Source organism: Kitasatospora sp. McL0602, assembly GCF_052076145.1.
Taxonomy (GTDB): domain Bacteria; phylum Actinomycetota; class Actinomycetes; order Streptomycetales; family Streptomycetaceae; genus Kitasatospora.
Genome location: NZ_CP197246.1, coordinates 5,189,179 through 5,211,834, shown reverse-complemented (window position 1 = coordinate 5,211,834; position 22,656 = coordinate 5,189,179). Strand labels below are relative to the sequence as shown.

Sequence of the window (22,656 nt, the reverse complement as noted above, 5' to 3'; positions counted from 1 at the left end):
TCAGTTCCCCCCGGTGGGTGTGGCGGGCGGCGCGGCGGGTGTCTGCGGGGTGGTCGCGGGTGCCTGCGGGTTGGCGGCGGCCGGGGCGGGCGGCAGGACGGCATCGCGCGGGTCGGTGCGCGGCGGGACGACGACCACGCCGATCAGGTCGAGCCGGGTGAACTGGACGAACGGCTCGACCTGGATGATCTTCGTCAGCTCGCCCGGGGTCGCCTCGACCTTGACCACCTTGCCGACGGGCACGCCGGGCACGAACGGGCGGCCGCTCTGCGAGCCGAAGGTGACCAGCCGGTCGCCGGGCTTGACCTGGGCCTTGCCGTTGAGCAGCGAGACCCGCATCGGGCCGGTGCCCTGGCCGTTGGCGAATCCGATCTCGCCGGAGCCCTCCAGCCGGGCGCCGGCGGTGAAGCCGGGGTCGGTGGCGAGCAGCACGGTCGCGGTGGTCGGAGCGACGGTGGTGACGCGGCCGACCAGGCCCTGGCCGTTGATGACCGTCATGTCGCGGGTCAGGCCGTCGTCGCTGCCCGCGTCGATGGTGATCGTCCAGGAGAAGCCCTGGGCGGCGCCGATCGCGATGACCTGGGCCGCCTTGACGGTGTATCCGCCCGCGCCGGCCGTGCGGAGCAGTTCGTCGAGCTGCTTGGTGCGGCCGGTGGCGGCGTCGGAGGAGGCGACGCGCTGGCGCAGCTCGGTGTTCTCACGGGTGATCTGGTCGAGCCGCTGCTGGTGGTCGCTCGCGTCCCGGATGGCGCGGATCGTCCCGGCGACCGGGGCGACCGCTCCGGAGACCCCGCGCTCGACCGGCCCGAGCACGCTCGCGGCGGCCCGTCTGGCGCCGCCGAGCGGTGAGCTCTCCCCGCCCTTGATGTCGACCGTGATCAGCGCGAAGGCGACCGCGACCAGCAGGATCAGCAGTAGTCGGCTCTCTCGGGTGTCCCTCACGGTGCTGGAGCTGCCCCTTCAGTTCCGGACCACCCGCCCCGGGCGGTGGGACGCCCGGGGTGAGTGCCGTTCAGTTGACTTGTGTCTCAGGTCCGTCTGGTTCAACGACGGGGCTGGGCGTCGAGGACCTGCTGGAGGGCCTCGAACTCCTCGACGCACTTGCCGGAGCCGAGTGCGACGGAGTCCAGCGGGTTCTCCGCGATGTGGATCGGCATGCCGGTCTCGCGGCGGAGCCGCTCGTCCAGGCCGCGCAGCAGGGCGCCGCCGCCGGTCAGCACGATCCCACGGTCCATCACGTCGCCGGCGAGCTCCGGCGGGCACTGGTCGAGGGTGGTCTTGACCGCGTCGATGATCGAGTTGACCGGCTCGTCGATGGCCTCACGGACCTCGGCGGCGGAGATCACGACGGTCTTCGGCAGGCCGCTGACGAGGTCGCGGCCGCGGATCTCGGCGTGCTCGTCCTTCTCGCCCTCCAGCCCGAAGGCGGAGCCGATGCTCATCTTGATCTGCTCGGCGCTGCGCTCACCGAGGAGGAGGCTGTACTCCTTCTTGATGTGCTGGACGATCGCGTTGTCGAGCTCGTCACCGGCGACCCGGATGGACTGCGCGGTGACGATGCCGCCGAGCGAGATCACGGCGACCTCGGTGGTGCCGCCGCCGATGTCGACCACCATGTTGCCGGTCGCCTCGTGGACGGGCAGGCCCGCACCGATCGCGGCGGCCATCGGCTCCTCGATGATGTGCACCTGGCGGGCGCCGGCCTGCGAGCTCGCCTCGATGACGGCGCGGCGCTCGACCCCTGTGATGCCGCTGGGCACGCAGACCACGACCCGGGGGCGGGCCAGGTACCGGCGGCGGTGGATCTTCAGGATGAAGTAGCGGAGCATCCGCTCGGTGATCTCGAAGTCGGCGATCACGCCGTCCTTGAGCGGACGGATGGCGACGATGTTGCCGGGCGTGCGGCCGATCATCTTCTTCGCCTCGGAGCCGACCGCCAGGATGCCGCCGGTGTTGGTGTTCACGGCGACGACGGACGGCTCGTTGAGGACGATCCCCTTGCCCCTGACGTACACCAGCGTGTTGGCAGTGCCGAGGTCGATCGCCATGTCACGGCCGATGAACGACAGGTTGTTGGCCATGGAGAGTGGAGTGCCTTCCCGGGCTCGGAGTCATCAGATGGCGGGGAGATGGGCGGACATCGGCTGAGCAGCCGTACCGGGCCCAGGAGTTGAGCCCATCGTAGCCACGCCGGTCAGCTCGGACGCGACGTCCGGCATACCGTCCATTGTCCGGGGTGGGACTGCTTCTCCCTGGATTGGGACGCCGTGTCGGGGTTCCGAGTTCCGTATTTGACGATCAAAGTTTCGTGTTAACGCAGATGGCCCACGGAGTGGGACCGGATTCGGTCGGACCCGGTCCCACCTGGGGTGTTTCGATCAGACGTACGACGCTGCGGATCAGGCGTGCGTCGGGAAGAAGATCTTGATCTCGCGCTCGGCCGAGGCCTCGGAGTCGGAGGCGTGGATCAGGTTCTCACGGGTGATCGTCGCGTAGTCGCCACGGATCGTCCCGGCACCGGCCTGCAGCGGGTCGGTCGCACCGGCCAGCGCGCGGATGCCCGGGACGACGTTCTCACCTTCGACGATCAGCGCGATCGACGGGCCCGAGGTCATGAAGTCCAGCAGCGGCTCGTAGAACGGGCGGCCGACGTGCTCCTCGTAGTGCTGCTCCAGCGTGGCGCGGTCGAACGTGCGCAGCTCGACAGCCGCGAGCTGCCAACCCGCCTTGCGCTCGATCCGGCTGATGATCTCGCCGGCCAGGCCGCGCTTGACGGCGTCGGGCTTGAGCAGGACGAGAGTGCGCTGGGACACGGTGCGGCTCCAGGGGATTCGGTACGGCATGGTGTATGCGGCCTTGTCCCAAAGATTACCTTGCGTGAGCTGGGCTCCCTCACCCGCAGGGTGGCTCGTTCAGGCGGTCCGGGCGGCCTTGATCACGTCGATCTTGCGACCGTAGTGAACACTGCACCACCACAGCCCGGCGAACACCGCACCAAGAACGAACATCGTCGGCAGGACGAACCCGCTGGCGATCAGCCCCAGCTGGAGGGCCCAGCCGACGGCGACCGCGCCGGGGCGGCCGAGCATCCCGCAGAGCAGGATGCACAGCACCATCGCCACCCCGCTGACCGTCCACAGCACGGCGCCGGAGACGTCCGAGAGCTGCATCGCGACGAGCGCCGCGAACATGATCAGGAGTGCCTCGCCGATCAGGGTCGAGGAACAGAGCGTCCGCATGGTCACTTCCTCCCGAGCAGCAGGCGGGCCTCGCCCACCGTGATGACCGAACCGGTGACCAGCACGCCGCAACCGCTGAGGTCGCCGTCCTGCTCGGCCAGGGTGACGGCCGCGTCGATCGCCTCGTCGAGCCGGGGCTCGACCTGGACGCGATCCGCGCCGAAGACCTCGACCGCGATGGCGGCCAGCTCGTCGACCGGCATCCGCCGGTGGGTGGAGTTCTCCGTGATGACGACCTCGGCGAGGATCGGCTCGAAGGCCGCGAGCAGCCCCGAGACGTCCTTGTCGCCGCTGGTGCCGATGACGCCGATCAGCCGGGTGAAGCCGAAGGACTCGGCGATCGCGGCGACGGCCGCCTCCGCGCCGCCCGGGTTGTGCGCCGCGTCCAGCAGGATGGTCGGGCTGCGCCGGACGACCTCCAGGCGGCCCGGCGAGGTGACGCCCGCGAAGGCCTGGCGGATCTTGTCGATGTCGAGCTTGCCGGGCCGCGCCCCGCCGATGCCGAAGAACGCCTCGACGGCGGCCAGGGCGAGCGCCGCGTTCTGCGCCTGATGCGCGCCGTGCAGCGGGAGGAAGATGTCCTCGTAGTCCTCGCCGGCGAGCCCGCGCAGCGTCACGACCTGCCCGCCGACGGCGACCTCGCGGTGGCGCACGCCGAACTCCATGCCCTCGCGCGCGACGGTGGCGTCCACCTCGACGGCGCGCCGCAGGATGGTCTGCGCGGCGTCCAGCTGCTGCTGGGCGACGACGGTGATGGCGCCCGGCTTGATGACCCCGGACTTCTCGACCGCGATCTCGCCGGTGGTGTTGCCCAGCTTGTCGGTGTGGTCGAGGGAGATCGGGGTGATCACCGAGACGGCCCCGTCGATGACGTTGGTGGCGTCCCAGGAGCCGCCCATGCCGACCTCGACCACGGCGACGTCCACGGGCGCGTCCGCGAACGCGGCGTACGCCATCGCGGTCAGCACCTCGAAGAAGGAGAGCGCGACGGGCTGCTGCTCGTCGACCATGCCGAGGTACGGCTCGATGTCCCGGTAGGTCTCGACGAAGCGCTCGGCGCTGATCGGCATGCCGTCCAGGCTGATCCGCTCGGTCACCGACTCGACGTGCGGGCTGGTGTAGCGGCCGGTGCGCAGCTCGAAGGTGTTGAGCAGCTGCTCGACCATCCGGGCCGTGGAGGTCTTGCCGTTGGTGCCGGTGATGTGGATGGAGGGGTAGGCCCGCTGGGGCTCACCGAGCACGTCCATCAGCGCGGCGATCCGGTCGAGCGAGGGCTCCAGCTTGTTCTCGGGCCAGCGCCGGGCCAGCGCTGCCTCGACTTCGCGCAGTCCGCCCGAGCCCTCGGCGGGGTCGGCGGCGCTGGGGCGGATCGTGTACGGGTTCTGCTCGGCCTTGTCGCTCACTCCCCCAGTCTACGGAGCGCGCGCGGGCCGTCCGCACAGGCGGTGCCTCAGTACTGCCGGGCCTCCGGGATGGCCGCGCTGCGGCCGGTGCGGCCGCCGTGCCGGCGGCGGAGCTCGGCGGCGATCTCCTCGGCCTCGCCCTCGGGCAGCAGCGGCAGCATCATGGCCACCGCCTGGAGCAGCCCGCCGAGCAGGTACGTGGTGTCCGGGGTGGCGGCGACGAGGGCCCGGACGGTACCGACGTCCCCGACGCCGACCGCCTCGACCAGCCGGGCGACGTCCGCGCCCTCCTCGTCGACCGCCACCGCCGAGGTGTCGCCGGGGGCGCGCTGGGCGAGCGATCGGAGCACGCGGTCACCGACCTCGGGGGCGTAGGCCTTGCGGACGGCCTCCGCCGCGATCCACACCAGCAGCGTCGTCACCTCCCGCTCGGCGTGCCGCGCGAGGAGCTCGTCCAGCTCCTGGTCGAAGGCCAGTTGGTTGCCGTGCCGGAAGGCGAGCAGCAGCGTCGCCGCCCGGCCCTTGGCGATCGCAACCTCCTCCGCAGGCAGTTCGTCGGCCAACTCCTCGGTCACCACCACGCCGTGCCTCCCGTCAGTCGCACCACCGCTGCAGAACTCCTCCTCACCGTACACAGTGGAACTGCAACTTCTGGTGAACCGGCGCGTGCAACACCGCACTCATCAACACACCGGGATATTGGGCACGAGTTCACCCGAGCCGCAATAGCCGGGAATGGGGTCGGGCGGATTCACCGGCTATCCCGGCCAATTCCCCTCGGTGCACGGCGAATCGGCGGCTCAGGCACTCACCGCGAAGACCCGGCGCAGTGCCTCGACCTCCTCGACGCACTGGCCGGAGCCGATCGCGACACAGTCGAGCGGGTTCTCGGCGACCCGGCAGGGCAACCCCGTCTCGCGGGAGATCCGTTGGGCCAGCCCGCGCAGCAACGCGCCACCGCCGGTGAGCACGATGCCCTGGCCCATCACGTCACCGGACAGCTCCGGCGGCACGTCGTCGAGCGTCAGCCGGACGGCGCCGACGATCTCGGCGACCGGCTCGTCCAGCGCCGCACGGATCTGCTCGGCCGTCACCACGGCCGTCCGGGGCAGCCCGCCGACGCTGTCCCGGCCCCGGACCTCGACCTCGGTGGGATCGTCGCCGAACGGCACGGCGTCGGCCGAACCGATCACCAACTTGATCTCCTCGGCGGTGCGTTCGCCGATCAGCAGGCCGTGCTCCCGCTTGACCTGACGGATGATCGCGGCGTCCAGCCGGTCCCCCGCGACCCGGATCGACCGGGCCGCGACGATGCCGCCGAGCGAGAGCACGGCGACCTCGGTGGTGCCGCCGCCGATGTCGACCACCATGCTGCCGGTCGGCTCGTGCACGGGCAGCCCGGCGCCGATCGCCGCGGCCATCGGCTCCTCGATCAGGTGCACCGAGCGGGCCCCGGCACTGGTGACCGCCTCGATGACGGCCCGCCGCTCCACCCCCGTGATCCCGCTCGGCACGCAGACCACCACACGCGGCCGGGCCCCGAACCGGCGCCCGGGGCGGCCGGTGACCTTGGCGAGCAGGTGCCGCAGCAGGTGCCGGGTGCCTTCGAAGTCGGCGATCACGCCGTCCTGGAGCGGCCGCCCGGTGACGATGTCGCCGGGAGTGCGGCCGAGCGTGCGCTTTGCCTCCGTGCCGACGCTGAGGACTTCACCGGTGCGCTTGTCCATCGCGACGACGGAGGGCTCGTTGAGCACAATGCCCTTGCCCCGGAGGTAGATCAGTGTGTTGGCCGTTCCGAGGTCGATGCCAATGTCCTGCCCGCGCCTTGCTTGCGTACTCGCCATTGGCCGCCCGCCTTCTCAGGTTTCAATCTCTTCGTGCACATCCGCCGAGGGCCAAGGGTACGTGAGGAATTCGGCCGAACGGGCTATCAGGAACTGCCGATTGGGTGCCGAATGACGGTGGGGCCGAAGGGCTCTGATCGCCAGGGACTTTCGGCCCGAATTGCGCCGGGCAAGGCCGAAGGGCCGCACCTCCTGCGAGGTGCGGCCCTTCGGTGTCGGCCCTTCGGTGTCGGTCGTGCGGGGTCAGCCCTGCGGCAGGGCCGCCAGCTGCGCGGTGATCCGGGCGATGTCGGCCTCGGCGGCCTCCTGGCGGCCACGGATCTTGGCGACGACGTCGTCCGGCGCCTTGGCGAGGAAGCCCTCGTTGCCGAGCTTGGCGGCGGTCTGGGCCTTCTCCTTCTCGGCGACGGCGAGGTCCTTGGTGAGGCGCTTGCGCTCGGCCGGGACGTCGATGGTGCCGGAGAGGTCCAGCGCGACGGTGGCACCGGCGACCTGGAGCGAGGCCGTCGCGGAGAAGGCCTCCTCCGGAGCGGTCAGGCGCAGCAGCGAGCGGATGGCGTCCTCGTGCGCGGCCAGCGGGGTGCCGTCCAGCGTGAGGGTGGCGGGCACCTTCTGGCCGGGCTTGAGGCCCTGGTCCGAGCGGAACCGGCGGACCTCGGTGACGACCTGCTGGAGGGTGGCGACCTCGGCCTCGGCGGCAGCGTCCAGACGGCCCTGGTCGGCCGTCGGCCAGTCGGCCACGACGACGGACTCGCCGCCGGTGAGCGTGGTCCACAGGGTGTCGGTGACGAACGGGACGACGGGGTGCAGCAGGCGCAGCGTCACGTCGAGCACCTCGCCGAGCACCCGGCGCGCGGCGTCGGCCTGCGGGCCGCCCTTGGCGAGGGTGGTCTTGGAGAGCTCGACGTACCAGTCGAAGACCTCGTCCCAGGCGAAGTGGAACAGCGCGTCGGCGAGCTTGGCGAACTGGTAGTCGTCGTAGAGCGCGTCCACCTCGGCGACGGTGGCGTTGAGCCGGCTGAGGATCCAGCGGTCGACGGCCGTCATCTCCTCGGGCGCGGGCAACGGGCCCTCGACCGTGGCGCCGTTCATCAGGGCGAAGCGGGTGGCGTTCCAGATCTTGTTGCAGAAGTTGCGCGAGCCCTTGACCCAGTCCTCGCCGATCGGCACGTCGGCGCCGGGGTTGGCGCCGCTCGCCAGGGTGAAGCGGACGGCGTCGGCGCCGTACTCGTCCATCCAGTCGATCGGGTCGACGGCGTTGGGGTTGGACTTGGACATCTTCTTGCCGAACTGGTCACGGACCAGGCCGGTCAGCGCGACGGTGTGGAACGGCGCCTGACCGTCCATCGCGTACAGGCTGAACATCATCATCCGGGCGACCCAGAAGAAGATGATGTCGTGGCCGGTGAGCAGGACGTCGGTGGCGTAGAACTTCTCCAGGTCCGGGGTCTGCTCCGGCCAGCCGAGCGTGGAGAACGGCCACAGACCGCTGGAGAACCAGGTGTCCAGGACGTCCGGGTCCTGGTACCAGCCCTCGCCGGCGGGCGGCTGCTCGTCGGGGCCGACGCAGACGACCTGGCCCTCGGGGCCGTACCAGACCGGGATGCGGTGACCCCACCAGAGCTGGCGCGAGATGCACCAGTCGTACATGTTGTCGACCCAGTTGAAGTAGCGGTTCTCCAGCTCCTTCGGGTGGATCTGCACCCGGCCGTCGCGGACGGCGTCACCGGAGGCCTTGGCCAGCGGCTCGACCTTGACCCACCACTGGAGCGAGAGGCGCGGCTCGACGATGGTGTGGCAGCGCGAGCAGTGGCCGACGGCGTGGTCGTACGGGCGCTTCTCGGCGACGATCCTGCCCTGCTCGCGCAGGGTGCCGACGATGGCCGCGCGGGCCTCCAGCCGGTCCTGGCCGAGGAAGGGGCCGTGCACCGTGATGGCGCCGTGCTCGTCCATCACCGTCAGGTTCGGCAGGTTGTGGCGCTGGCCGATGGCGAAGTCGTTCGGGTCGTGCGCCGGGGTCACCTTGACGGCGCCGGTGCCGAACGCCGGGTCGACGTGCGTGTCGGCGACGACCGGGATGCGACGGTCCGTCAGCGGCAGCGCGATGGTGCGGCCGATGAGGTGGGCGTACCGCTCGTCGTCCGGGTGGACGGCGATCGCGGTGTCGCCGAGCAGCGTCTCGGCGCGGGTGGTGGCGACCACGATCGACTCGTCGCCGTCGCCGTAGCGGATGGAGACCAGCTCGCCGGGGCTGTCCTCGTGCTCGACCTCGATGTCGGAGAGCGCGGTGAGGCAGCGCGGGCACCAGTTGATGATGCGCTCGGCGCGGTAGATCAGGCCGTCGTCGAAGAGCTTCTTGAAGATGGTCTGGACGGCCTTGGAGAGGCCCTCGTCCATGGTGAAGCGCTCGCGCGACCAGTCGACGCCGTCGCCGAGGCGGCGCATCTGGCCGAGGATCTGGCCGCCGTACTGCTCCTTCCACTCCCAGACCTTCTCGACGAAGGCCTCGCGGCCCAGGTCGTGGCGGGAGAGGCCGGACTCGGCGAGCTGCTGCTCGACCCGGTTCTGGGTGGCGATGCCGGCGTGGTCCATGCCGGGCAGCCAGAGCGTCTCGTAACCCTGCATCCGCTTACGGCGGGTCAGGGCGTCCATCAGCGTGTGCTGGAAGGCGTGGCCGAGGTGCAGGGCCCCGGTGACGTTCGGCGGCGGGATGACGATGGTGTACGGCGGCTTGTCGCTCTTCGCGTCGGCCGTGAAGTAACCGCGGTCCACCCAGCGCTCGTACAGCTCGCCCTCTACGTCAGCCGGTGCGTAGGTGGTCGGGAGGGTGGCTGCGTCGTCCCCGGGGAGGGCGTGCTCGGGGCGCTGATTCGTCGTGTCGGTCACGACACACAGTTTACGTATGCGAGGGGGTCAGTTACGAACCACATATCCGCGACCGGGGGCCGGGGCCACTCCGGGGTGCGGTAGCGTGCCGCAAAGTGTTCGATCACCACACAGCAACAGGCGGGGGAAAAACGCCGATGAACGGCCAGGGGCAGCAGTATCCGCCGGGGCAGCCGCAGCAACCGTACGGCCAGCCACCGCAGTTCGGGCAGCCACCCCAGTTCGGGCAGCCGCAGCAGCCGTACGGCGCGCCGCAGCAGCCGGGGTACGGCTACCCGCAGCAGGCTCCGCCGCCCTACGGCCAGCAGCCGGGCTTCCCCCAGCAGGCAGGTTTCCCGCAAAAGCCCGGCTTCCCGCAGCAACAGCAGCCGTACGGCGCCCCCGGTGGCTACCCGCCGCCCCCTCCGCAGAAGAGCCGTGCGGGCCTGGCGATCGGGCTGGTGATCGGCGCCGTGGTGCTGATCGGCGGCGGCGTCGCGGTCTACCAGCTCACCGGCGGCAGCGACACCACCACCGACACCGCCTCCGGGACGGCCACCGGCGCGGCCCCCCAGGGTGACAACACGACCGGCACAAGCTCCAGCCCCAGCAGCCACAGCAGCTCCGGCAGTTCCAGCAGCGGCCACGCGAAGTCCGGGGCGAAGTTCAAGCTCGCCGCGCCGTCCTCGCTGCCCGGCGGCTACGCCCAGAAGTCGAACAACGAGATCCCGGCCGCCTCCGGCGCCCAGAAGGGCCACGGCTTCAGCGCCTACGACGGCGGCCTGCTCGCCACCTACGTCAAGGGCGCGACGGGCACCGACAGCATCACCGTCGGCGGCTCCTACGGCGCGCTCGACGACCCGGGCGCGTTCATCAGCCAGGCCGGCAGCCAGATCACCGCCAGCGGCAAGATGACCTGGAAGACCCCGCTGGCCCCGGTCGACGCCAAGGACCCCAACGACCCGGACGGCAAGCTCTCCTGCGGCGTCGCCGGTATGGGCGGCCTGGGCATCCCGGTCTGCATCTGGGCCAACCACTCGACCGGTGGCTCGGTCACCTTCAGCCGCATCTCGGCGACGGGCTCGATCAGCACCGTCCCGCCGGCCGAGGCCGCCGAGCACAGCCGCGCCATCCGCGACGCGATGGTCGTCGCCAAGTAGCTCCGGAAGACCCGGTCGGCCGAGGTACCCGTTCCATCGAATCGAAGGCGAAGTCAGTGTCCGACCAGAACCCCTACGGCGCACCCCCGTCGCCGACGCAGCCCTACGGGACGCCGGCTCCGGCGCCCGCACCCGCACCCGCACCCGCACCGCCGTACGGTGCGCCGCAGTACGGTGCGCCGCAGTACGGTGCGCCGCAGCAGCCCTACGGCGCCGTCCCGCCGCAGGGCGGAGCACCCGGCTTCCCGCCCCCGCCGCCGGCACCCGGCTACGGCGGCGCCGAGACCTTCCCGGGGGCGTACGGCTACGGGCAGCCCGCCTACGGGCAGCCGGTGAAGAAATCCCGCAAGACGCTCTGGATCGTGCTCGGCGTCCTCGGCGGCGTCCTGCTGCTCGGCGGCGGCGCGGTGGCGGTGCTGGTCGCCGGCGTCGCGGCGAAGACCGGGAACGACAAGCTCGTCACCCCGGCGGCGTTCCACGGCGTCCAGCTCGACAACACGAGCGCCACGGCCACCAAGATGCAGAGCTCGATGTCCACCGCCATGGGTTCCGGCGACGGCAGCTGGCACCCCACACCGGTGACCGGCTTCTACCCGTCCGCCGACCACAAGCAGTTCGTCATCTTCGCGGGCGCCTACGGCAACCTGCTGCTCCCGCAGAAGGAGCTGAACGCCACCTTCACCGGCATGGCGTCCACCGGCGGCGAGCTGACCGGCCGGCACAGCGTCGACGCCGGCCCGAAGGGCGGATCGATGGACTGCGGCACGATGGCGTCCGCCGGGCAGCAGTTCGGCATCTGCGTGTGGGCCGACGGCAGCAGCCTCGGCACCGTCATGGAGTTCGACGCCGGCAACCCGGCCGACCTGGACAAGACGGCGGCCGACGCCCGTGAGATGCGTCAGCTCTCCGAGGTCCCGAAGTAGCGAGGACGGGCAGACGACGGAGGGGCCCGCACCGGTCGGTGCGGGCCCCTCCGTCGTCTGCGCGTCCGGCAGTTGCCGTGTCAGGCAGTTGCTCAGGCGCTCTTGTCGCGGCGCTCGCGCTTGATCATGTCGCGCGGGACGAGCGTCGGGATGGCGTGCTTGGAGACCACGTCGCCGGTGACGACCACGCGGGCGACGTCCTGGCGCGAGGGCACCTCGTACATGACGGACATCAGCACCTCCTCCATGATCGCCCGCAGGCCACGGGCACCGGTGCCGCGCAGGATCGCCTGGTCGGCGATGGCCTCCAGCGCGTCCCGGGTGAACTCCAGCTCCACGCCGTCGAGTTCGAAGAGCTTGCGGTACTGCTTGACCAGCGCGTTCTTCGGCTCGGTGAGGATCTGCAGCAGCGCCTCACGGTCGAGGTTGTGCACGCTGGTGATGACGGGCAGTCGGCCGATGAACTCGGGGATCATGCCGAACTTGACCAGGTCCTCCGGCATGACCTGCCGGAAGTGGTCACTGGCGTCCTGCTCGCGCTTGGAGCGGATGTTGGCGCCGAAGCCGATGCCCTTGGCACCGGCGCGGCCCTCGATGATCCGCTCCAGGCCCGAGAAGGCACCGCCCACGATGAACAGCACGTTCGTCGTGTCGATCTGGATGAACTCCTGGTGCGGGTGCTTGCGGCCGCCCTGCGGGGGCACCGAGGCCGTCGTGCCCTCCAGGATCTTCAGCAGCGCCTGCTGCACACCCTCGCCGGAGACGTCGCGCGTGATCGACGGGTTCTCGCTCTTGCGGGCGACCTTGTCGATCTCGTCGATGTAGATGATGCCCGTCTCGGCCTTCTTGACGTCGTAGTCGGCCGCCTGGATGAGCTTCAGCAGGATGTTCTCGACGTCCTCGCCGACGTAGCCCGCCTCGGTGAGCGCGGTGGCGTCGGCGATGGCGAACGGCACGTTCAGCATCCGGGCCAGCGTCTGCGCCAGCAGCGTCTTGCCCGAGCCCGTCGGGCCCAGCAGCAGGATGTTGGACTTCGCCAGCTCGATCGCGTCCTCGCGGCCGTTGCCGCCGCTGCGGTTGGCCTCACCCGCCTGGACGCGCTTGTAGTGGTTGTAGACCGCGACCGAGAGCGACTTCTTCGCCAGGTCCTGGCCGACCACGTACTGGTCCAGGAACTCGTAGATCTCGCGGGGCTTCGGGAGCTCCTCGAAGCGCACCTCGGAGGTCTCGGCGAGCTCCTCCTCGATGATCTCGTTGCAGAGGTCGATGCACTCGTCGCAGATGTACACGCCAGGCCCGGCGATCAGCTTCTTCACCTGCTTCTGCGACTTGCCGCAGAACGAGCACTTGAGCAGGTCGCCACCGTCTCCGATGCGTGCCACGAGGTGCTTCCCCTTCGCCAGGGGCCCCGCGGGGGTCCGGGGCCTGGTGCTGTGGACCGGCCCGCTGACAGGCGGCCGGTCTCGCTATTCGACGGTACTCTGCCGAGCCGGTGAATCCGCCGTCTTCGGCAGGTCTGCCGTACGCCCTGGGCGAATTGATACCGAACAGATGCCGTCCCACGGGGTTCGGCGCCGCTCGACGCGGCGTCGGGCCCGTACCTGAATTGTGCCGGGCCGCGGGCCCGACCGGAACGGTGCGGGGCGGGGCGTACGTCACGCGGCGCGCACCCGGGCGCGCGAACTGGGCGTACGGCCCGCCCCGACGGCCGACCGGGTCAGTCGGTCAGCGAGGTCTTGCGGGTCGAGATGATCTGGTCGATCAGCCCGTACTCCAGGGCCTCCTCGGCCGTGAGGATCTTGTCGCGCTCGATGTCGTCACGGACGGTGGCGACATCCTTGTTGGAGTGCTTGGAGAGCATCTCCTCCAGCTGCTCGCGCATCCGGAAGATCTCCTTGGCCTGGATCTCCAGGTCCGACACCTGGCCGCGGCCGGTCTCGGTGTACGGCTGGTGGATCAGGATGCGGGCGTTCGGCAGCGCCATCCGCTTGCCGGGGGTGCCGGCCGCCAGCAGCACGGCGGCGGCGGAGGCCGCCTGGCCCATGCAGACCGTCTGGATGTCGGGCTTCACGAACTGCATCGTGTCGTAGATCGCCGTCAGAGCGGTGAACGAACCGCCCGGGGAGTTGATGTAGAGCGAGATGTCGCGGTCCGGGTCCATCGACTCCAGGCACATCAGCTGCGCCATGATGTCGTTCGCCGAGACGTCGTCCACCTGCGAGCCGAGGAAGATGATGCGCTCCTCGAACAGCTTGGCGTACGGGTCGTACTCACGGATGCCCTGCGAGGTGCGCTCCACGAAACGCGGAACGATGTACCGGCCCTCGGCGCGGGCGCCCTGGAACTCGCCACGGGGCGACTGGGGGGTGATCATGAGGTTTTCTGTCCTCCGAAGCGTACGGTCAGGTCAAGTCTCTGCTGCCAGGAGCTGCCGGGCGCCGTCAGGCGCCGGTGCCGCCACCGCCGGGGACGTCCGCGGCGCTGTGCATGATCGAGTCGATCAGGCCGTACTCCTTGGCCTCCTCCGGCGTGAACCAGCGGTCGCGGTCGGAGTCGGCGGTGACCCGCTCGAAGGACTGGCCGCTGTGCTGGGCGATCAGCTCGGACATCCGCTTCTTGGTGCGGAGCAGCTGCTCGGCCTGGATCCGGATGTCGGTGGCGGAGCCGCCGAGACCGGCCGAGGGCTGGTGCATCAGGATGTTGGCGTTCGGCAGGGAGAAGCGCTTGCCCTTGGCGCCCGCGGTGAGCAGGAACTGGCCCATCGAGGCCGCCATGCCCATGGCGATCGTCACCACGTCGTTCTTGATGTACTGCATGGTGTCGTAGATCGCCATGCCCGCGGTGATCGAGCCACCGGGGGAGTTGATGTAGAGGTAGATGTCCTTCTCGGGGTCAGCGGCCAGGAGCAGCAGCTGCGCGGTGATCTTGTTGGCGATGTCGTCGTCGACCTGCTGGCCGAGGAAGATGATGCGCTCGTTGAGCAGCCGGTTGTAGACCTGGTCGCCCAGGCCGCCGAGCACGTCACCAGCGGCGGCGTGCGGCGCCATCAGGCCAGGCATCTGCATCTGCGGGAACGTCACTTAGCCACCTGCTCAGTCGAATTGAAGGCCGACCTGCGGCCGTCGCTTTGTCGCACAGCGCTCCGTCCACCGCAGCCTGCCCGGCGTGCGACAGGGCGCAGTGTCGCTGTCTAAGGACCCTAACGCGCAGGCCCGGCCCCAGAATCCCCCACGCAGAGCTGTTCGCTGTGAGCGCAGGGTCGGCGGGCCGCTACACCCGGGTACGCCAGTGGGCCCGGACACCCCTGCCGGGGTGTCCGGGCCCACTGTGGAGCACTAGGAGGCTCAGGCCTCGGTGGTCGCCTCGGCGGTCGCCTCGGCGGCCTCGGCCGACTCCTCGTCCTCGTCGTCCTCGAAGGAGACCGGCTCACCGTTGGTGTCGGTGACCTTGGCCTGCTCGACGACGGCGGCCAGCGCCTTGCCGCGGGCGACCTCGCCGACGAGCAGCGGCACCTGGCCACCCTCGACGACCTGCTGCGCGAACTGGTCCGGCGTCATGCCGGAGCCGGCGGCGCGGCGGATCAGGTGCTCGGTCAGCTCCTGCTGGTCGACACCGATCTGCTCCTTCTCGACGATCTCGTCGAGAACGAACTGGGTCTTGATGCCCTTCTTGGCCTGCTCCTCGGTCTCCGCGAGGAAGTCCTCGAGGGACTTCTCCTGGGTGGCGAGGTAGGTCTCGAGGTTGAGGCCCATCGGCTCGAGCTGGTGGTGCTCGAGGTTGTGACGGCGGGTCTCGATCTCGTCCTTGAGGAGCTTCTCCGGGTAGGACATCTCGATGAGCTTCAGCAGCTCGTCGAGCACCCGCTCCTGGGCCTGGGTGGCCTGGTCGAACTCGCGCATGCGCTCCAGGCGCTTGCGGGAGTCGCCCTTCAGCTCCTCCAGGGTGTCGAACTCGCTCGCCAGCTGGGCGAACTCGTCGTCCAGCTCGGGGAGCTCCTTCTCCTGGACGGTGGTCACGGTGACGGTGACCTCGGAGCTCTTGCCGGCCTGGGTGCCGCCCTTGAGCTCGGTGCTGAAGGTCTTCGACTCGCCGGCGGCGAGGCCGACGACGGCCTCGTCGATGCCGTCCAGCAGGCGGCCGGAGCCGATCTCGTAGCTCACGCCCGACGCGGTGCCGTCGTCCGGCACCTCGCCGTCGACCTTGGCCTCGAGGTCGACGATCACGACGTCGCCCTCGGCCGCGGCGCGCTCGACGTCCTTAACCGAGGAGAAGCGCTCGCGCAGCTGCTCCAGCGACTTCTCGACATCGGCCTCCTCGACCACGATCGGGTCGACGACGACCTCAATGGTGGAGAAGTCCGGCAGGGTGATCTCCGGGCGGACGTCGACCTCGGCGGTGAACTTGAGGTCACCACCGTCGGCCAGGCGCTCGACACCCTCGATGTCGGTGATCTCAGGCTGTCCGAGGACCTCGATCTTGCCCTCGTCGACGGCCTGCGTGTAGAAGCGCGGCAGGGCGTCGTTGACCGCCTCTTCCAGCACGGCGGCACGGCCGAAGCGCTGGTCGATGACGCGGTTCGGGACCTTGCCCTTGCGGAAGCCCTGAACCGTGACCTGCTGGTTGATCTTCTTGTACGCCGCGTCGAGGCTGGGCTTGAGCTCCTCGAAGGGCACCTCGACGGTGAGTCGAACCCGAGTGGGGTTCAGAGTCTCGACGGCGCTCTTCACGGTTGGGTCTCCTAGGGGCTTGCGGTCTGGTTGTCTACGCCCGGTTCGAGCGGCCGTGGGCCGGTTCTGGCGGGCGAGACGGGCGATGGGCGGTTGGAGCTGCATCTCCCGTACGGGGGTGGACGGTGAGCTTGACTCCTCGCCCTCGGGCGGTTGACCTGCACGCATGCCGCAGGCACCACCGCCAGCGGCCCATCCTACCGGTACCACGAAAGGCGGACGCCAGGACGCCGCGCATCACGCCGTGGCGGCGCCCGTCCGAGCCGGCTCGGAAGCCTGTCCGGAGGCCCCGCGCATGGTCGCCGCAGCGTCCGAATCCCGCACGAACAACGCCGTGACCGCCGCGATCAGGGCCAGCCCGGAGGCGACCAGGAAAGCCGTCCGGTACGCCGCGAGGTTCGCCGTGGGCGTACCGGCGGCCGTGGTGGAAAGGGTGCCGACGGCCGCGAGCACGGTGCCGAGCACCGCGACCCCGAGGGCCGAGCCCAGCTGGCGCTGGGCGTTGTAGAGCGTCGAGGCGGCTCCGGTGCGCTCGGCCGGGATGCCGGCGAAGGCGGCCGTCTGGGACGGCATGAAGACGTGGCCCATCGCGAAACCCGTGACGAGCAGCAGCGCCCGGACGGCCCACAGGTTGCTGTCCGGGCCGATGGCGGCCATCAGGGCGAGACAGACCGCGACCACGGCGGCGCCGGTGGCGATCAGCCGCCGGGGGCCGACCCTGGGGTAGAGCCGCCCGGCGACCTGGGAGGCGGCCATCACACCGAGCGCCTCTGGGAAGACCATCAGGCCGCTGTGCAGGGCGTCCATGCCGAGGGCGTCCTGCATCAGCAGCGGGAAGAGGTAGAGCATGCCGAGGAAGGCAGCGCCGGAGAAGAGCGAGAGCAGGTTGGCGACCCGGAAGATCCGGTCGCGGAAGAGCCGCAGGTCGAGCATCGGCTCGGGGCGGCGCAGCTCGGTCAGCACCAGGGCGACCAGTGCGGCCAGGCCGAGCAGGCCGGAGACCGCGATCCTGGCACTCCCCCAGCCCTGGGTGGCGCCCTCGGAGAGCGCGTACATCGCCAGGCCGAAGCCGACGGCGGCGAGGGCGAAGCCGGGGGCGTCGAAGCGGCCGGCCCGCTCGGTGCGGTAGTCGGGGAGGAAGACCAGGCCGAAGATTAGGGCGAGCACGCCGATCGGGACGTTGACGATGAAGACCCAGTGCCAGGACCAGCTGTCCACCAGCCAGCCGCCGAGCACCGGCCCGAGCGCGGGGGCGACGGCGGTGGGCAGCATCAGCACCCGCGTCGCGCGGACCCGCTCCTCCTGCGGGAAAGCCCGGAAGAGCATGGTCATCCCGACCGGGGTGAGCAGGCCGCCGGCCGCGCCCTGGAGAATCCGGTACGCCGTCAGCTGGTCGAGACTGCCCGCGCTGCCGCAGAGCAGCGAGGCTAGCGTGAAGAGGGTGAGCGCGCCGAGGAAGACCCGCCGGGTGCCGAAGCGGTCGCCGAGCCAGCCGGAGAGCGGCACGAACACGGCGAGGGTCACCAGGTACCCGACGTTGACGACGCCGACCGAGGCCGGGTCGACGCCGAACTGACGGCCGATGGAGGGCAGTGCGACGTTGACGATCGTGGTGTCCATGATCGACATGAAGAGCGCGGCCACGAAGACCACACCGACGGCGACCTTCGGGGCCAGGCGGGGCCGTGCGGCGGGGGCAGTCATTCCGGGGGGCTCGTCTCTCGCAGGGCAGCAATTAGATGAAGAATCAACATTCACCCTGCCCGACCGGCCACCGAAACGCCAACAGGGCCCCGTCCGCCGGACGAGACCCTGCCGCACTGTCGGGGTGGCCGGATTCGAACCGACGGCCTTCCGCTCCCAAAGCGGACGCGCTACCAAACTGCGCCACACCCCGTGCTGCCGAGAGGAAGCGTACACGTCGCCCCACCCTCACCCGCCGTAATATCGACGGTCCGTCGGACCACCCGACCACGGCCCGGCGGACCACCCGGTCGCGGAAGTGGTGTGCGCGCAACCACCCCGACCAGGTACGCTGTTCCCGTCCTCGCGACCGACAGCGGGAGCAGGGCAGCAGTGCATGCGGGTGTAGCTCAATGGTAGAGCCCCAGTCTTCCAAACTGGCCACGCGAGTTCGATTCTCGTCACCCGCTCCACACCAGGCCCGGCCTCGGATCCCGACGGATCCGGGGCCGGTGCCGTTTCCACCCCGACGACCTGTCAGGCCCGTTTCGCCGTGTCAGGCCCGTTTCGCCAGGGCCGCCCGGGTCGATACCCTCGCTCACGTTCGAAGTACCGGGATTTTGTTCGATCGAGGAGTCTGCCCGTGCGTCCGCTGGACCGGCTGGCCGTCATACAGCGCAGTGTGGTCCGCGAAATGGCGCGGTACGGGCGGGAGTTCAGGGCCGACGGCGAGTTGGTGCGCGGGCCCGGGACGACGGCGGTGGCCGTCCGCGAGCACCCCGGGGGCAGCGGGGGCGGGCACGTCGACCTGGGCTTCGTACTGGAGCTGGGGCGGGCCGACGGCGCCGTGGTGTGGGACTGCGCGGCCGGGCTCGGCAAGACCGAGGAGGAGCAGCTCGACAACGCCGTACGGATGTGGGCGACGACCACCGCGGCGGCCGTGGTGGAGCTCCAGGAGCGGCGCGGCGAGCACGGCGACCACTACCGGCACCCCGAACTGCCGGGCTGGTACGCCGTCCAGGGCCCGGCGGCGGTGTTCGGCTTCGGCAGCGAGCACCTCGCCGGATGGCTCGCCGGCCACCAGGTGCTGCCCGCCCTCGCCGAGGCCCTCCGGCCGGAGCTGACGGCGCCGGGCGTCAACGGCGTGAAGCTCTTCCTCGGCGGCAAGGCCGGCGAGGACGTCGCGGAGGTGCGTGTCAACGGCGAGGTGTCGGAGGCCGCCTCGGCCGCCCTGCGGGCACTGCCCTGGCCGCGCGGCGAACGGCTCTGCTGGGCCCGGCTGACCCTGCTGCTCGCGGACGAGCGCAGCACGGAGCCCGAGCCGGCCCCGCCGGTCGCGGCACCAGCCCCGGTCTACACCCCCGCGCCCCGCCAAGGGGCGCTCAGCCGCTGGTGGCAGGCCCGTCGAGCGGGGCAGTGACTCCCTGGCTCCCCGCCTGCACCCTGCGCGCAGCCGTCAGCTGATGACGGACGAGATGGTCTTGGCCAGCTGCCCGAGGAAGTCCTGGATGGGCTTGGCCGCCGTCGACTGGCTGACCATGAAGCCGAAGAGCCCGGCGAGGATCGCGTGGCTCAGCTTCATCTGCTTGTTGCGGATGAAGATGATGACGATGACACCGAACAGGAACAGAGCTGAGACGGAGAAGGCCACCAGAATTCACTTCCTCAATCATTCGTAGCGAGGCTGCGTTACGAGGCTCCTCTGTGAGACCCCGCGGCGACGCCCCCGCGCCCAGAATCCCCCGAGTCCCGACCAGCCCCGCCCGGACTCAGTGTGGTCGTTCGTGCGGACTGCGTAAAGGACTTGCCTGAAGCCCGGCACGAAGATCCTGCGATGTGAGACGAATTTCCGCCGACCGAGACGATAGCCGAAGGCGCCTGACGGAGCGTCGGCAGGGGCGGGCTGACCAGCGTCCGGCCCGCACCGGCGGCGCGCTCCGTGTGCGTAGATCCACTCCACCGACGGTCCGCCGACGGTCCGTCAGGATTGGCCGAAGATCACCGTCGGGACTTGACACCCGCTACCGGTACTTCACACCCCGTTCACCGCTCACCGAGCACCCGTCCCGGGCTGTCACTGCCGCCACAGCAGCAGCACCGCGCGGTCGTCGTTGACGTCCTTGGCGACGGTCTCGATCAACCGCACCGCCCCGCCCCGGCTGCCGCTCGCCAGCTGCGCCCCGGCGACCAGCCGGTCGGCCTCGCCCATCAGCCGGTCCATGCCCTCGGTGAGATCGCGGCCGGGCACCTCGACCATGCCGTCGGTGCAGAGCATCAGGACGTCGCCGCGGTTCAGCCGCCCTCGGACACCCTCGAACTTCGCGCCGTCGTAGATCCCCAGCAGCGGGCCCTCGACCGACTCCTTGACCTCCCAGCGCCCGGCGCCGGAGAGCCGCTGCATGCCCGGCAGGTGCCCGGCCGAGAGCAGCTCGTACTCGCCGCTGTCCAGGTCGAGCACCAGGTGGACGGCGGTGGCGAAGCCCTCCTCCCAGTCCTGGCGCAGCAGGTAGCCGTTGGCGGCGGGCAGGAACTCGTGCGCGGGCAGCGAGCCGAGCAGGCCGCCGAAGGCGCCGGAGAGCAGCAGGGCGCGCGAACCGGCGTCCATGCCCTTGCCGGAGACGTCCGCCAGGACGACCTCCAGCACCCGGCGGCCGGGGCCGGTGCGGGCGGCGACCACGAAGTCACCGGAGAACGACTGGCCGCCGGCCGGGCGCAGCGCCATGTCGGCGTCCCAGCCCTCGGGCAGTTCGGGCACCATGCTCTGCACCCGCAGCCGCTCGCGCAGGTCGAAGAGCATCGAGCCGCCGCCCCGCCAGGGCACTCCTACCCGGCTGCGGAACTGTGCGAGCAGCAGCCCGGCCACCCCGACGGCGCCGACCACCAGGGCGGCGCCGGGGGTGACACCGAAGACGTACGTGTCGGGGCGGTCGCTGGCGACGCGCTCGCCGGTGTGGATCAGGGACTCGGTGGAGAGGCCGAGCGCGGCGGCGGCGTAGAGCAGCACGAGGGTGCCGGGGCGCAGCAGCAGAGAGCCGGCCAGGATCGGCAGCACCAGGGCGGTGGGCGGCACCCAGGCCGGGATCCACACGTTGAGCAGCACCAGCAGCGGGACTGCCAGCAGGAAGACGGCGAAGGCCAGCCAGTCCGAGGCGTCGCCCCGGAAGTAGTCCACCCCGGTTCGGCGCAGCCTTCTCCGGGCCCGGTAGAGACGCGCTCGCCACCGGGCCGTCCAGGGCTCCGGTGCCGCTGTCGCGGCCGGGCCCTTCGCAGTCGTCTGGGGCGGTGTGCCCGGCGTGCTGCCAGCCATGGGCTCTGACCTTATCCACCGGCACGGCCCGCCGTCGACGGGGTGGACGGCGCGGGCACCGCTTCCGCGCTGCTTCTGCGCCGGTTCAGGGTGTTCAGCTTGTTCAGCGGGGGCGTGCGGGGCCGGTCCGGGGCGCTCCCCCGCCGAGCGGCCGGAGACCCGGCAATTCGCTCGCGCACGACACAGCCGGGTGGTAGCAGTTGGCATATGACTCCCGACGCCGCCCCTGCCGCCTCCGCCGCCCCTGCGGCCACGCACGAGCCCCTGCCCGTCCGCCCCCTGCGGGCCGAGGACTGGGACAGCTGGTACCGCTGCCTGGAGGTCGCCTTCGGCGGCGAGGAGGACCAGCCGGAGGCGCGGCAGCTCTGGCGTGACCTGACGGAGCTCGACCGCTCGCTCACCGTCCGGGACGGCGAGCAGGTGGTCGCCAGCGCGGGGGCGTTCAGCTTCCGGATGTCGGTGCCGGGCGGCGCCGTGCTGCCGACCGCCGGGGTCACCATGGTCGGCGTGCTGCCGACGCACCGGCGGCGCGGCGTGCTGACCTCGCTGATGCGCAGGCAGCTGGCGGACGTCCGGGCGCGCGGCGAGGCACTGGCCGTGCTGACCGCCTCCGAGCCCGCCATCTACGGCCGGTTCGGCTACGGCCTGGCGACCTGGCGGATGGAGATCACCGCCCCGAGCCCCCGCGTCGGCGTGCCCCGCACCCCGGTCGACGGGCTCCGGCTCCGGCTCGCGGACCCGGTGGGCAGCGCCCCGGCCTGCGAGCAGCTGTACGCGACGCGGGTGCCGCTGCGCCCCGGCATGCTGGAGCGCCGCCCCGGCTGGGAGCGCTGGCCGCTGCTGGACGCGCCCGGCTCCCGGGAGGGCGCCTCCCCGCTCCAGTGCGTGCTGGCCGAGGACGCGGCGAGCGGGCGCCTGCTCGGCTACGCCCGGTACTCGGTGCAGACGAGCTGGCCGGGCGACATCCCGGCGGGCGTGGTGAAGGTACGGGATGTCGAGGCCGCGTCGCCGGAGGTGTACGCGCAGCTCTGGGGCTTCCTGCTCGGCCTCGACCTGACCGACAGCGTCAACGCGCCGAACCGCCCGGTCGACGACCCGCTGCTGCACCTCGTCGACGACCCGCGCCGGCTGCGGCCGACGCTCGGCGACGCGCTGTTCGTCCGGCTGGTGGACGTCGGCGCGGCCCTGCGGGCGCGCGGGTACGCGGCGCCGGTGGGCGTGGTGCTGGAGGTGACGGACGACTTCTGCCCGTGGAACGCGGGGCGCTGGCGCCTGGAGTGCAGCGGGCCCGGCAAGGAGGCGGTCTGCGATCCGACCACCGAACAGGCCGATCTCACGCTCTCCGTACGGGAGTTGGGCTCCGCTTACCTGGGCGGGGTGACGCTCGCCGCCCTCGCGGCGGCAGGCCGGGTCCGCGAACTGCGCCCCGGCGCACTGGCGGAGGCCTCACGGGCGTTCGCCTCGGACGTCGCGCCGTGGTTGCCGCACGGGTTCTAGGGGCAGGT

Annotated in this window: 19 protein-coding genes and 2 tRNA genes; 5 read left to right on the top strand and 16 right to left on the bottom strand. The window is 70.9% G+C overall.

Annotated elements, in window-relative coordinates:
• The 8 genes from mreC to ACR68M_RS23675 form a co-directional block, all read right to left on the bottom strand.
• Positions 1 to 942, bottom strand: a complete 942-nt coding sequence (gene mreC / locus ACR68M_RS23710) for a rod shape-determining protein MreC (RefSeq protein WP_441246118.1) — start codon at positions 940 to 942, stop codon at positions 1 to 3.
• 101 nt (positions 943 to 1,043) lie between these two features.
• Positions 1,044 to 2,069, bottom strand: coding sequence for a rod shape-determining protein (locus ACR68M_RS23705; protein ID WP_104820811.1), 1,026 nt, complete (start codon positions 2,067 to 2,069; stop codon positions 1,044 to 1,046).
• A gap of 330 nt (positions 2,070 to 2,399) precedes the next feature.
• Positions 2,400 to 2,813, bottom strand: coding sequence for a nucleoside-diphosphate kinase (ndk, locus tag ACR68M_RS23700; protein ID WP_441246117.1), 414 nt, complete (start codon positions 2,811 to 2,813; stop codon positions 2,400 to 2,402).
• A gap of 99 nt (positions 2,814 to 2,912) precedes the next feature.
• Complete coding sequence (locus tag ACR68M_RS23695; RefSeq protein WP_441246116.1) at positions 2,913 to 3,239, bottom strand: DUF4233 domain-containing protein; 327 nt, start codon at positions 3,237 to 3,239, stop codon at positions 2,913 to 2,915.
• Positions 3,240 to 3,241: 2 nt separating this feature from the next.
• Complete coding sequence (folC, locus tag ACR68M_RS23690; protein WP_441251696.1) at positions 3,242 to 4,609, bottom strand: bifunctional tetrahydrofolate synthase/dihydrofolate synthase; 1,368 nt, start codon at positions 4,607 to 4,609, stop codon at positions 3,242 to 3,244.
• A gap of 80 nt (positions 4,610 to 4,689) precedes the next feature.
• Positions 4,690 to 5,223: a hypothetical protein gene (locus ACR68M_RS23685; protein WP_441246115.1), complete on the bottom strand. Its 534-nt coding sequence runs from the start codon at positions 5,221 to 5,223 to the stop codon at positions 4,690 to 4,692.
• A gap of 219 nt (positions 5,224 to 5,442) precedes the next feature.
• Entirely contained in the window at positions 5,443 to 6,486 is a 1,044-nt protein-coding gene (locus ACR68M_RS23680) for a rod shape-determining protein (RefSeq protein ID WP_441246114.1), read from the bottom strand.
• Positions 6,487 to 6,729: 243 nt separating this feature from the next.
• Positions 6,730 to 9,372, bottom strand: a complete 2,643-nt coding sequence (locus ACR68M_RS23675) for a valine--tRNA ligase (RefSeq protein ID WP_441246113.1) — start codon at positions 9,370 to 9,372, stop codon at positions 6,730 to 6,732.
• Between the two features lie 137 nt (positions 9,373 to 9,509).
• On the opposite strand from ACR68M_RS23675, the gene ACR68M_RS23670 reads away from it, so the two are divergent.
• Positions 9,510 to 10,511 (top strand): hypothetical protein, encoded by a 1,002-nt coding sequence (locus ACR68M_RS23670; RefSeq protein ID WP_441246112.1) that lies wholly within the window; start codon positions 9,510 to 9,512, stop codon positions 10,509 to 10,511.
• A gap of 56 nt (positions 10,512 to 10,567) precedes the next feature.
• Positions 10,568 to 11,434 carry a hypothetical protein gene (locus ACR68M_RS23665; RefSeq protein ID WP_441246111.1) on the top strand — a complete coding sequence of 289 codons (867 nt, stop codon included), beginning with the start codon at positions 10,568 to 10,570 and terminating at the stop codon, positions 11,432 to 11,434.
• A 92-nt stretch (positions 11,435 to 11,526) separates the two neighbouring features.
• Here the strand turns inward: ACR68M_RS23665 and clpX are convergent, their stop codons facing one another.
• The 6 genes from clpX to ACR68M_RS23635 all read right to left on the bottom strand — a co-directional run bounded on the left by clpX (position 11,527) and on the right by ACR68M_RS23635 (position 18,058).
• Positions 11,527 to 12,816, bottom strand: coding sequence for an ATP-dependent Clp protease ATP-binding subunit ClpX (gene clpX, locus ACR68M_RS23660; RefSeq protein ID WP_441246110.1), 1,290 nt, complete (start codon positions 12,814 to 12,816; stop codon positions 11,527 to 11,529).
• Between the two features lie 335 nt (positions 12,817 to 13,151).
• Entirely contained in the window at positions 13,152 to 13,808 is a 657-nt protein-coding gene (locus tag ACR68M_RS23655; protein WP_441246109.1) for an ATP-dependent Clp protease proteolytic subunit, read from the bottom strand.
• Between the two features lie 67 nt (positions 13,809 to 13,875).
• A complete protein-coding gene (locus tag ACR68M_RS23650) occupies positions 13,876 to 14,493 on the bottom strand; it encodes an ATP-dependent Clp protease proteolytic subunit (RefSeq protein ID WP_371682527.1) in 618 nt (205 codons plus the stop codon).
• A gap of 285 nt (positions 14,494 to 14,778) precedes the next feature.
• The gene (gene tig, locus ACR68M_RS23645; protein ID WP_441246108.1) at positions 14,779 to 16,161 is read right to left on the bottom strand and encodes a trigger factor; all 1,383 of its coding nucleotides are present in this window, start codon (positions 16,159 to 16,161) and stop codon (positions 14,779 to 14,781) included.
• Between the two features lie 237 nt (positions 16,162 to 16,398).
• Positions 16,399 to 17,865 (bottom strand): MDR family MFS transporter, encoded by a 1,467-nt coding sequence (locus tag ACR68M_RS23640; RefSeq protein ID WP_441246107.1) that lies wholly within the window; start codon positions 17,863 to 17,865, stop codon positions 16,399 to 16,401.
• Between the two features lie 119 nt (positions 17,866 to 17,984).
• Positions 17,985 to 18,058: transfer RNA gene (locus ACR68M_RS23635), tRNA-Pro, on the bottom strand.
• 185 nt (positions 18,059 to 18,243) lie between these two features.
• Between ACR68M_RS23635 and ACR68M_RS23630 the strand changes: the two genes are divergently transcribed.
• Positions 18,244 to 18,317: transfer RNA gene (locus tag ACR68M_RS23630), tRNA-Gly, on the top strand.
• 170 nt (positions 18,318 to 18,487) lie between these two features.
• Positions 18,488 to 19,264, top strand: a complete 777-nt coding sequence (locus ACR68M_RS23625; protein WP_441246106.1) for a DUF6348 family protein — start codon at positions 18,488 to 18,490, stop codon at positions 19,262 to 19,264.
• 36 nt (positions 19,265 to 19,300) lie between these two features.
• On the opposite strand, the gene ACR68M_RS23620 is transcribed toward ACR68M_RS23625, so the two are convergent.
• Both ACR68M_RS23620 and ACR68M_RS23615 read right to left on the bottom strand, forming a co-directional pair.
• The gene (locus ACR68M_RS23620) at positions 19,301 to 19,495 is read right to left on the bottom strand and encodes a hypothetical protein (RefSeq protein ID WP_441246105.1); all 195 of its coding nucleotides are present in this window, start codon (positions 19,493 to 19,495) and stop codon (positions 19,301 to 19,303) included.
• A gap of 423 nt (positions 19,496 to 19,918) precedes the next feature.
• Positions 19,919 to 21,151, bottom strand: a complete 1,233-nt coding sequence (locus tag ACR68M_RS23615; protein WP_441246104.1) for a PP2C family protein-serine/threonine phosphatase — start codon at positions 21,149 to 21,151, stop codon at positions 19,919 to 19,921.
• A 207-nt stretch (positions 21,152 to 21,358) separates the two neighbouring features.
• Here ACR68M_RS23615 and ACR68M_RS23610 point away from each other — a divergent pair, with 207 nt between their 5' ends.
• The gene (locus tag ACR68M_RS23610; protein WP_441246103.1) at positions 21,359 to 22,648 is read left to right on the top strand and encodes a GNAT family N-acetyltransferase; all 1,290 of its coding nucleotides are present in this window, start codon (positions 21,359 to 21,361) and stop codon (positions 22,646 to 22,648) included.
• Positions 22,649 to 22,656 lie beyond the last annotated feature (8 nt).

What these genes read in the sequence shown, in the direction of transcription:
- ACR68M_RS23695 (WP_441246116.1), bottom strand. Translation starts at nt 3,239, where the DNA reads ATGCGGACGCTCTGTTCCTCGACCCTGATCGGCGAGGCACTCCTGATC.
- ACR68M_RS23680 (WP_441246114.1), bottom strand. Translation starts at nt 6,486, where the DNA reads ATGGCGAGTACGCAAGCAAGGCGCGGGCAGGACATTGGCATCGACCTC.
- ACR68M_RS23670 (WP_441246112.1), top strand. Translation starts at nt 9,510, where the DNA reads ATGAACGGCCAGGGGCAGCAGTATCCGCCGGGGCAGCCGCAGCAACCG.
- ACR68M_RS23655 (WP_441246109.1), bottom strand. Translation starts at nt 13,808, where the DNA reads ATGATCACCCCCCAGTCGCCCCGTGGCGAGTTCCAGGGCGCCCGCGCC.
- ACR68M_RS23650 (WP_371682527.1), bottom strand. Translation starts at nt 14,493, where the DNA reads ATGCCTGGCCTGATGGCGCCGCACGCCGCCGCTGGTGACGTGCTCGGC.
- ACR68M_RS23640 (WP_441246107.1), bottom strand. Translation starts at nt 17,865, where the DNA reads ATGACTGCCCCCGCCGCACGGCCCCGCCTGGCCCCGAAGGTCGCCGTC.
- ACR68M_RS23615 (WP_441246104.1), bottom strand. Translation starts at nt 21,151, where the DNA reads ATGGCTGGCAGCACGCCGGGCACACCGCCCCAGACGACTGCGAAGGGC.
- ACR68M_RS23610 (WP_441246103.1), top strand. Translation starts at nt 21,359, where the DNA reads ATGACTCCCGACGCCGCCCCTGCCGCCTCCGCCGCCCCTGCGGCCACG.